At 72.9% G+C, this 7,963-nt stretch carries 7 protein-coding genes; 2 read left to right on the top strand and 5 right to left on the bottom strand.

Going from position 1 to position 7,963, the window contains the following annotated elements; genetic code table 11:
* Positions 1-150 precede the first annotated feature (150 nt).
* Complete coding sequence (locus PSH25_RS14490; protein WP_238659596.1) at positions 151-1,107, top strand: TAXI family TRAP transporter solute-binding subunit; 957 nt, start codon at positions 151-153, stop codon at positions 1,105-1,107.
* A 10-nt stretch (positions 1,108-1,117) separates the two neighbouring features.
* Here the strand turns inward: PSH25_RS14490 and PSH25_RS14485 are convergent, their stop codons facing one another.
* From PSH25_RS14485 to PSH25_RS14475, 3 genes are all read right to left on the bottom strand, one after another.
* Entirely contained in the window at positions 1,118-2,551 is a 1,434-nt protein-coding gene (locus PSH25_RS14485; RefSeq protein WP_238659595.1) for a sensor histidine kinase, read from the bottom strand.
* A gap of 9 nt (positions 2,552-2,560) precedes the next feature.
* Positions 2,561-3,217 (bottom strand): response regulator transcription factor, encoded by a 657-nt coding sequence (locus PSH25_RS14480; RefSeq protein WP_238659594.1) that lies wholly within the window; start codon positions 3,215-3,217, stop codon positions 2,561-2,563.
* Positions 3,218-3,313: 96 nt separating this feature from the next.
* The gene (locus PSH25_RS14475; protein ID WP_238659593.1) at positions 3,314-3,625 is read right to left on the bottom strand and encodes a hypothetical protein; all 312 of its coding nucleotides are present in this window, start codon (positions 3,623-3,625) and stop codon (positions 3,314-3,316) included.
* A gap of 113 nt (positions 3,626-3,738) precedes the next feature.
* On the opposite strand from PSH25_RS14475, the gene PSH25_RS14470 reads away from it, so the two are divergent.
* Positions 3,739-4,077: a DUF952 domain-containing protein gene (locus PSH25_RS14470; protein WP_238659592.1), complete on the top strand. Its 339-nt coding sequence runs from the start codon at positions 3,739-3,741 to the stop codon at positions 4,075-4,077.
* Positions 4,078-4,165: 88 nt separating this feature from the next.
* Here the strand turns inward: PSH25_RS14470 and PSH25_RS14465 are convergent, their stop codons facing one another.
* Both PSH25_RS14465 and PSH25_RS14460 read right to left on the bottom strand, forming a co-directional pair.
* Positions 4,166-5,923, bottom strand: coding sequence for a CDP-glycerol glycerophosphotransferase family protein (locus PSH25_RS14465; RefSeq protein WP_238659591.1), 1,758 nt, complete (start codon positions 5,921-5,923; stop codon positions 4,166-4,168).
* Positions 5,924-6,151: 228 nt separating this feature from the next.
* Positions 6,152-7,963 (bottom strand): DUF6077 domain-containing protein (locus PSH25_RS14460; RefSeq protein WP_238659590.1); only part of this gene is annotated, 1,812 nt, incomplete at its 5' end.

The raw sequence follows: 7,963 nt of genomic DNA, 5'->3' as shown, positions 1-7,963 counted from the left end.
CCCGCTGGCCGCCCCCGGGACGCCGGCAGTGCGCGGCGGGATCGCTGCGTCGGCGCGGGGCGCGGTCGTGGTACCGGCAGGTCGCCCAGCCTGCTGATCGGGTTTCGACAGTCCGGGGCGGGCTTGCGCGCACCCGTCCGACGGCGCACAGTGCAGCGCGTGAGTCGTACCTCGTCCCGCCGGACCGGCCTGGCCGCCCTGTCGACGGTGCTGCTGGTCGCGAACCTGGCCGTCGCGAGCTGCCGGGACGCCCCGACCGAGCCGACGTCGATCCGGATCGCCACCGGCAGCCCCACCGCGGTCTACTACGCGTTCGGGCAGTCGCTGGCGGCCATCCTCAACCGGGAACTCCCCGACGTACGGGCCAGCGTGGTGATCACCGCCGCCTCGGCGGAGAACGTCCAGCTCGTCGGCTCCGGTGGGGCCGAGCTGGGCTTCACCCAGGCCGACGTGCTGCCCACCAGCACGGCGGGAAGCCCCACGGTCGACGCCGTCGCCCGGGTGTACGACGACCAACTGCACCTGGTCACCACGAGCGGCGGCCCGGTCCGCACGGTCGCCGACCTGCGTAACCGGCGAGTCTCCGTCGGCGCCCCCGGCTCGGGCACCGAGATCACCGCGACCCGGCTGCTGGAGGTGGCCCGCCTCGGTGGCGACGAGGTGCGCCGAGAACGGCTCGGCCTGGACGACTCGGTGAGGGCGCTGCGCTCCGGGCGGATCGACGCGTTCTTCTTCTCCGGCGGGTTGCCGGTCCGGGGCATCGAGGAGTTGGCCAAGGCCAGCGCCATCCGGATCGTGGACCTCAGCGAGTGGACCGAGGCGCTGCGCTCCCGCTACGGCCAGGTCTACGTCTCCCGGGACATCCCCCGCTCGGTGTACGGGGTGGACGCCGTGACCACGGTGGCCGACCCGAACTACCTGATCGTCCGGGCCAACCTGCCGGAGCCGCTGGTCCGGGAGGTGACCCGGCTGCTGATGGAACGCCGGGCCGAGCTGGCCGCCGCCCATCCGGCGGCGGGTCGGATGAGCCCCCGCTCGGCGATCGTCACCGCGCCGCTGTCGCTGCACCCGGGCGCCGCCGCCTGGTACCGCGCCACCAAACCGTGACGGTCGGGCCTCACCGCGCCGGGGAGGGTCGCAGGTCGACGGCGGCCGGTTCCTCGTCCGCCGGCTCCACCGGAAGGTCCGGCGTCGGGAACCACAGGGCGGCGATCAGCCCCCGCGACTCCCCCGGGCGCATGGTGAGCCGCCCGTCCGACGCGTCGACCAGCACGGCGGCGATGGTCAGGCCGAGCCCCGCGCCGTCCACGTTCTGCGCGTCCGGGGCCCGCCAGAACCGCTCGGTCGCCTGGCCGAGCTGACTCTCGGTCATGCCGGGGCCGGAGTCGCGTACCTCCAGCGCCACCCCGCCGTCGCGGCGGGCCACCGTCACCGTCACCGCCCCGCCCGCCCCGCTGAACTTCACCGCGTTGTCGATGAGCGCGTCCAGCGCCTGGTCGACGGCGGTCGGCACGGTCTGGGCGTACGCCGGGGCGTCGGTCGTGGCCAGCCGCAACGCGACCGACCGGTGCCGGGCCAGCGGTGCCCAGGCGGCCACCCGGGAGGCGGCCACCGCGGCGGCGTCCACGGTGACGCGCTCGTTCTCCTCCCGTTCGGCCCGAGCCAGGGTGAGCAGCGCGTCGAGCACCAGCGCGAGCCGGTCGGTCTCCTCCAGGGCCAGCCGGTGCTCGGACCGACCGTCCGGGTCGGTGAGGCTGGGCCCCAGCTCCTCCACCCGCAGCCGCAGCGCGGTGAGCGGGTTGCGCAGTTGGTGACTCGCGTGCGCGACGAAGGCACGCTGCCGGTCCATCACGTCGGAGACCACGTCGGCCATGTGGTTGAAGCTGGCGGCGAGGCGGCGCAGCTCCGGCGGCCCCAGCCGGTGCTGCACCCGGGCGCCCCGGTCGCCCTCGGCGATCTCGTGGGTGACCGCGTCCAGTTCCGTGACCGGGCGCAGCACCCAACCGGCCAGCCCGAACGCGGTGAGCACGCAGGCCAGCACGGCGAGCAGACCGGCCAGGGCGAGCAGCAGCCACCACGCGACGACAGCTCGGCGGATCGGGCCGGCGGGGGTCACGATCACCACCGCGCCGAGCACCTCGCCTCCGTCGTTGATCGGCACCGCCACCACCACCGGGTCGGTCGTCCAGGGCCAGACCGACTCGGGGGCGCTGGTCTGCTGCCCGGACAGCGCGACGTCCAGCACCGTCGCGGTCCCCGGGCTGGGCTGCCACCTCGGCGACGAGACCGGGATGTTCCGGTCCCGGTCGACGATCGCGGCGCCGATCGCGTACAGGTCGTCGTAGCTGGCCAGCTCCGACTCGATCGGGCCGGGCCCGCCGTCGCGCAACGCCGGCCCGGCCAGCGAGGCGAACCGGGTGGCGTCGGCGAGCCGGTCGGCGCGGACCCGTTCGGTCTCGCGGCTGGCCATGGTGGCGGCCAGTGGGGTCTCCAACGCGATGAGGACGAGGACCATCAGCAGCAGATAGCTGATCACCAGGCGACGGCGCACGTCAGCTCCTCACGCGTCGCGCAGCCGGTAGCCGACACCGCGCACGGTCTCCACCAGGCGGGCGTCGCCGAGCTTGCCGCGCAGGGACCCGACGTGCACCTCGACGGTGTGCCGGTCGGCCCAGGTGGTGCCCCAGGCGTCGAGCAGGATCCGGTCACGGGGCACCGCCACCCCGGGCTGGCGGGCCAGCGAGAGAAGCACGTCGAACTCCTTGCGGGTCAACGTGACCGTGCGGCCGTCCACGGTCACCGTCCGCGCGGCCACGTCGATGCGGACCGACCCGGCCTCGATGAGGTGCCGCTCGGGCGCGGCGTTCGCGGCGCGGCGCAGCACCGCCTCGATCCGGGCCTGCAACTCCACCATCGAGAACGGCTTGACCACGTAGTCGTCCGCGCCGAGGCGCAGACCCAGCACCCGGTCACGTTCCTCACCCCGGGCGGTCACCGCGATGATGCCGAGCTGACTGCTGCGCCGACGCAGCTCCCGGCACACGTCGGTGCCGTCCCCGTCGGGCAGGGTCAGGTCGAGCAGCACCAGATCACACGGGGCGGCGGAAAGCGCGGCGGCGGCGGTGGCCGCGTGCTCGACCTCGTACCCCCGGCGGGTGAGGGCGGAGGACAGCGCAGCGGCCACCCGGCGGTCGTCCTCCACCAGCAGGATCCGCACCCGTGCCCCCGTCCGTCGCAGCGCTGTTCTGCGAATGGTGGCAGAAGCGCGCGCGGACCGGGAGGCCGCCCGCCCGCGCTGGCGGGCTATCGGCCGCTACAGGCCGAAGACGTCGTCGGCGTTGGCGTCCCGGACGCCGTCGGTGAACCCACGAAAACCCGGGTCCTCGTGGCTGGCCGGCACGCTTGTGACGTTGACCCCGCTGGCCTGGGTGACCGCGTCGACCAGGGGCGGATAGTCGATCTCGGCATCCTGGAAGGCGTCGTCGTCCGCCTCGGCCAGGTTGATCACGTGCTGTACGTCGTCGGACGGAGTGTCCGGGTCCTCGGCCCACTCGCCGCCGGCCCGGTAGCACTCGTCGTACAGCGCACGCTGGCTGTCGGTCCAGTCATCGTCGTAGCTCTGCATCGCCCATCCCTCCGCGGCCCTTGACCTGAGCATGCCCGGCGGGAGGCGACGGGCGCGGCGGTACCGGCGAAAACCGGGCGGGCGCACCGACGACAGCCCCGTACGCTGCTGTGGTGATCTACAAAATGCTGTCGAACGCGGAATGGGACGACGCCCTCGCCACCGGTGCCTTTGCCGGCTCGGCCGTGGACCGGCAGGACGGTTTCATCCACCTCTCCGGCGGCGACCAGGTGGTGGAGACGGCGCGGCGGTACTTCACCGGGGCGACCGGGTTGACCCTGCTCAGCGTCGCCGAGGAGCGGCTGGGCGAGGCGCTGCGGTGGGAGCCGTCGCGCGGCGGGCAGCTCTTCCCGCACGTGTACGGCCCGCTGCCGGTCGCGGCGGTGGTGGCGGCGCGGGCGTTGCCGGCGGACCTTCCGGCCGCCGACGCGGTGGCCGCCCTGCTGGGCTGACCGAATGACCGCCCCTGCTGGGGGGGGTGACACGGTCGCGCCCGGCCCGACAGTGTCGGACCGGGCGCGCTGCCGTGCAGGACGGGGCTCAGTGGCAGAGCCGGTCGATCTCCTGCTGGAACCGGTCCATCGGGTTCACCTCGGCGGGGCCGAGCAGGTAGGTCTTCAGCTCCCGGCGGGCCTCGGTCAGCGGGTCGTCACCGGCCCGGGTGACCGTCACGATCTTCTCCAGCTCGCCGCAGTCCTTGGAGAGCAGGTACGCGGCCCGAGCCGTCGGATACTCGCGGCGGAAGTCGTCCTCCGACAGGCCGGCCGGGTTGGCCACCACGTACGGCCGCTGGCTCTGCACGAAGTCGGACACCACACTGGAGACGTCGCTGATCAGCAGGTCGGTCTGGTTGAAGCAGTCGAACAGCGCCGGCGTGCGGCCGGTGACCACCAGGTGCGCGGTGCCGTCCAACGAGGACGCGTCCGGGTCGCCGCCGGCGGCGCGGATCGCCGTGACGATCCGGTCGTGCACGACCTTCGCCGCCCTGGACCGCGACCCGGTGAGCGGATGCGGCTTGTAGACCAGGCGGACCCGGGGATTCGTGGCGAGCAGCCCCTTGACGATCCGCTCACCCATCAGCACCAGCGAGGTGTGGTACGGGTCGTCGTCGAGCCAACCCTCCCAGGTGGGCGCGTAGAGCACGGTGAACGGCCGGTCCACCGACTCGGCGCCGAAGGTGTGCACCCCGGCGAGCTGCGGCCGGCCGATCTCGACGATGTCCGAGTCGAGCACCCCGACGCCGGCCCGCGCGTAGCGCTCCCGGCCGGCCAGGCCCGCGACCCAGACCTCGTCGTACACCTTGCTGTAGGGGTTGACGCTGGCCTGCTTGTCGCTGTCGCCGTGCCCGACGAAGACGTGCTTCGTACCCGGCTCGCGGAGCATGTGGATGTTCGCGCCGACGTTGGCGGAGTAGAGCGCCGCGCGGATGCCGCCGAGGTCGAGGTTCATGAAGTCGACCCCGGCCGGTACGCAGATCACCGGCAGCCGGGTGTCGGCCAGCTCCAGGAACGCGTCCCGGCTGCGCATCAGCACCACCGCGCGCTGCTGCAGCGCCTCGGTCGGGGCGAGCCACATGTTCGCCTGGTAGACGTCCTTGGCCGGGCCGGCGAAGTAGAGCGCCACCTCCGGCCGGTAGTTGTCCAGCCAACGCTGGACCGCCGGCAGCAGCGGGCCCTGCCCCGCGCCCCGACCCCGTAGCCAGGTCAGCGCGATGATGGCGCCCACCACACCGGTCGCCACGACCGCCACCGCGCCGGCCACGAAGAACGGCGTCGGATCGTGCTGCACCGCGGCGGCCACACCGGCCGGCACCAGCAGCAGGTTGAGCAGGGGCATCCGGTCACCGGCGACCGCCGCCGCCCAGGCGGGCGGCTGGGGGGCGCTGGACAGTGGACCCAGCTCGATGTTGCGCACCATGGCGGAGAGCGGGTTACGGCGCTCGATCATGGTGGAGAGCGCACCGGCGAAGACCGACACGACCCACACCGCGGCCGGCAGCACGAGCAGCAGGGTCAGCTCGCCGTCGCTGAGCCGCACCTCGGCGGCGACCAGCAACACGGCGGCGAGGTCGCGGGTCAGCTGTCGGTACGACCAGTGCAGGCCCACCTTCTCCAACAGCAGCTGCGACGGCGGTGACCAGCGGGCGACGGCGAACTCGCCGATGATGGCGGCCAACCCGGCGACGGCGAACAGGCCGATCCAACCGAATACGCCACCGACGAGCATGACCAGGTAGGCCAGAACCAGTAGCGCACTCTGGGCGGCCACACCGAGGCGTCCTGTCAACGTGCCGAACAAACGAGTTCGCTCCCTACGAGATTTCGTTGCGGGCTGTGCCCGTGATGGACCGACGTCACTCCCCCGTCGCACAGCGGCTCAATCGCGGCCGGCTGCGTGTGACTGCGACCTTAACGCGAGGGGACAGCTCGGTGTCGCTCGGGTATCCGGCACCATTTCGGGCAAAGTTCCGCGCCGGGGAGTGCCCGACCCCACCCCGGGGTCGGGCACTCGGTGCGGGTGCAGCGCTCAGCCGGCCCGCCGGAAGCAGGTCACCGCGCCGGGCGCCTTGCGCTTGGCGAACTCCTGGTAGCCCAGCTGAGGCGCGGTGTCGCGGGCGTACCGGTTGCCGTTGTAGACGCAGATGGTGCCCACGTCGAGGCGGTCCAGTGCCGGCTTCAGCTCGGCCGGCGACGGGCTGGCGGTGCCGTCGGCGAAGCCGGAGAGCAGCAGTCGGTCCTTGGCGAACTGGGAGTTGAGGTCGTACTCGACGAGATAGAAGTCGCGAGGTAGGACAACCCGGACCTCGCTGGTGACGATCGGTGACGTGCGCATGATCGTCTTCGGGGCGAGCAGCAGGCCCTGCGGACGGTCCAGGTCCTTGATCCAGAACGCGATCGCCTGACGCTGCTGCGGAAGCTTCCAGGTGGGGCGGTCGTGCACGTCGACCCAGCTCTTCGGCGACCACATCGGGGTGGCGAACAGCGCGAACGAGGCGACCAGCAGCACCGCGATCCCCCCGGACGCGGCCCGGCGCAGCGCCGGGGTCGGCGCCGGCACGCGTACGGTGCAGAGCAGACCGATAAGCGTCGGCAGGGCGAGCAGCCACGGCACGCGCCAGAGCACCACCGAGATGCCGCTCAACGCGCTTAGCACCTCCAGCACGCCGGGCACGAACAACACGCTCAACGCCAGGGCGGCGCCGGCGGCGAGCAGCGCGGGCGTGCGCCGACGGGCGAGCAACGCCCCGCACCAGAGCGCGAGACCGCTGATCACCCCGACCACACCGAACAGCAGGGTCCGCCGGTAGGTGTACGCCGCGTCGAAGAAGGCGTCGTCCGCGCCGGTCGCGCTCATCCCGCCGAGCACCAGGCGGGAGACCACCAGCGAGCCGATCGGGTACGCGAGGGCGGCGACCGCCGCGACGACGGCCGCCTTCCACCGGCCGACCAGCAGCATGGCGAAGCCGGCGGCGCCGACAAGCATCGGCAGGATGATCGCCGCGGTGTTGGTGAGGCCGATCGCGGTGATCGAGAGCGCCACGATGAGCAGCAGACTGCGCCTCGACCGGTTGTCGAACCACTCGGTCAGGTAGAGCCACATCAGCGGGATGACCGCCGAGACGAACATGCCCTTGCCCTCGTGCAGCCGGGGCAGGTGGAACGTGCCCAGTGCGGCGTCCCCGCCGGCGACGAGGTAGAGGTACGCGACCGCCACGGTGAAGGCGAGCAGCGGACGACGCGGGGCCCACCGGTGCGTCAGCCGCCACAGCGCCAGCGCCGCGAGCACCGCCATGATCGGCAGCAGCACGTACCAGAGGGCCGAGCTGGCGTGGATGCCGACGACGTTGGCGAACGCGCCGTCGAAGACCTCGATCGACGGGATGGGCGGCTGCGAGCCCATGGCCGGCAGCACGTTCTCGGAGAACAGGAAGTCGTTGAGCGGGATCAGGTCACGCTCGGCGATCCACACCGACTTGCCGACGTAGTAGACGTCGTCCGGGGTGTTGCGGGCCAGGAAGAGCGAGGAGATGCCGACCAGGACCGAGACGACAAGCGCGTACGCCGACTGCGCCGGGGTGGGCGCCGGGGCCGCCGGGGTGGACGTCGGGCCGCTCAGCCAGGCCTGGCGTACCAGCAGGAGCCCGCCGACGGCCGCCAGCAGGCCGGCCACGGCCGGGATCCACCAGGAGAGGTTGACGTCGGTGCCGGCCACACCGGCGGAGACGGCGGCCACGGCGGCGGCGACCACAACCCCGATCAGCAGTCGGCGGTCGGCCGCCGGGCGTGCGCCGACGGGCTCGTCCCGAACCGCCGGCGCGCTGTCGGCCGGGGTGCCTAC

The sequence above is a fragment of the Micromonospora foliorum genome (assembly GCF_022229015.1).
Taxonomy (GTDB): Bacteria; Actinomycetota; Actinomycetes; order Mycobacteriales; family Micromonosporaceae; genus Micromonospora; species Micromonospora foliorum.
This window is presented reverse-complemented; position numbering and strand designations above follow the sequence as displayed.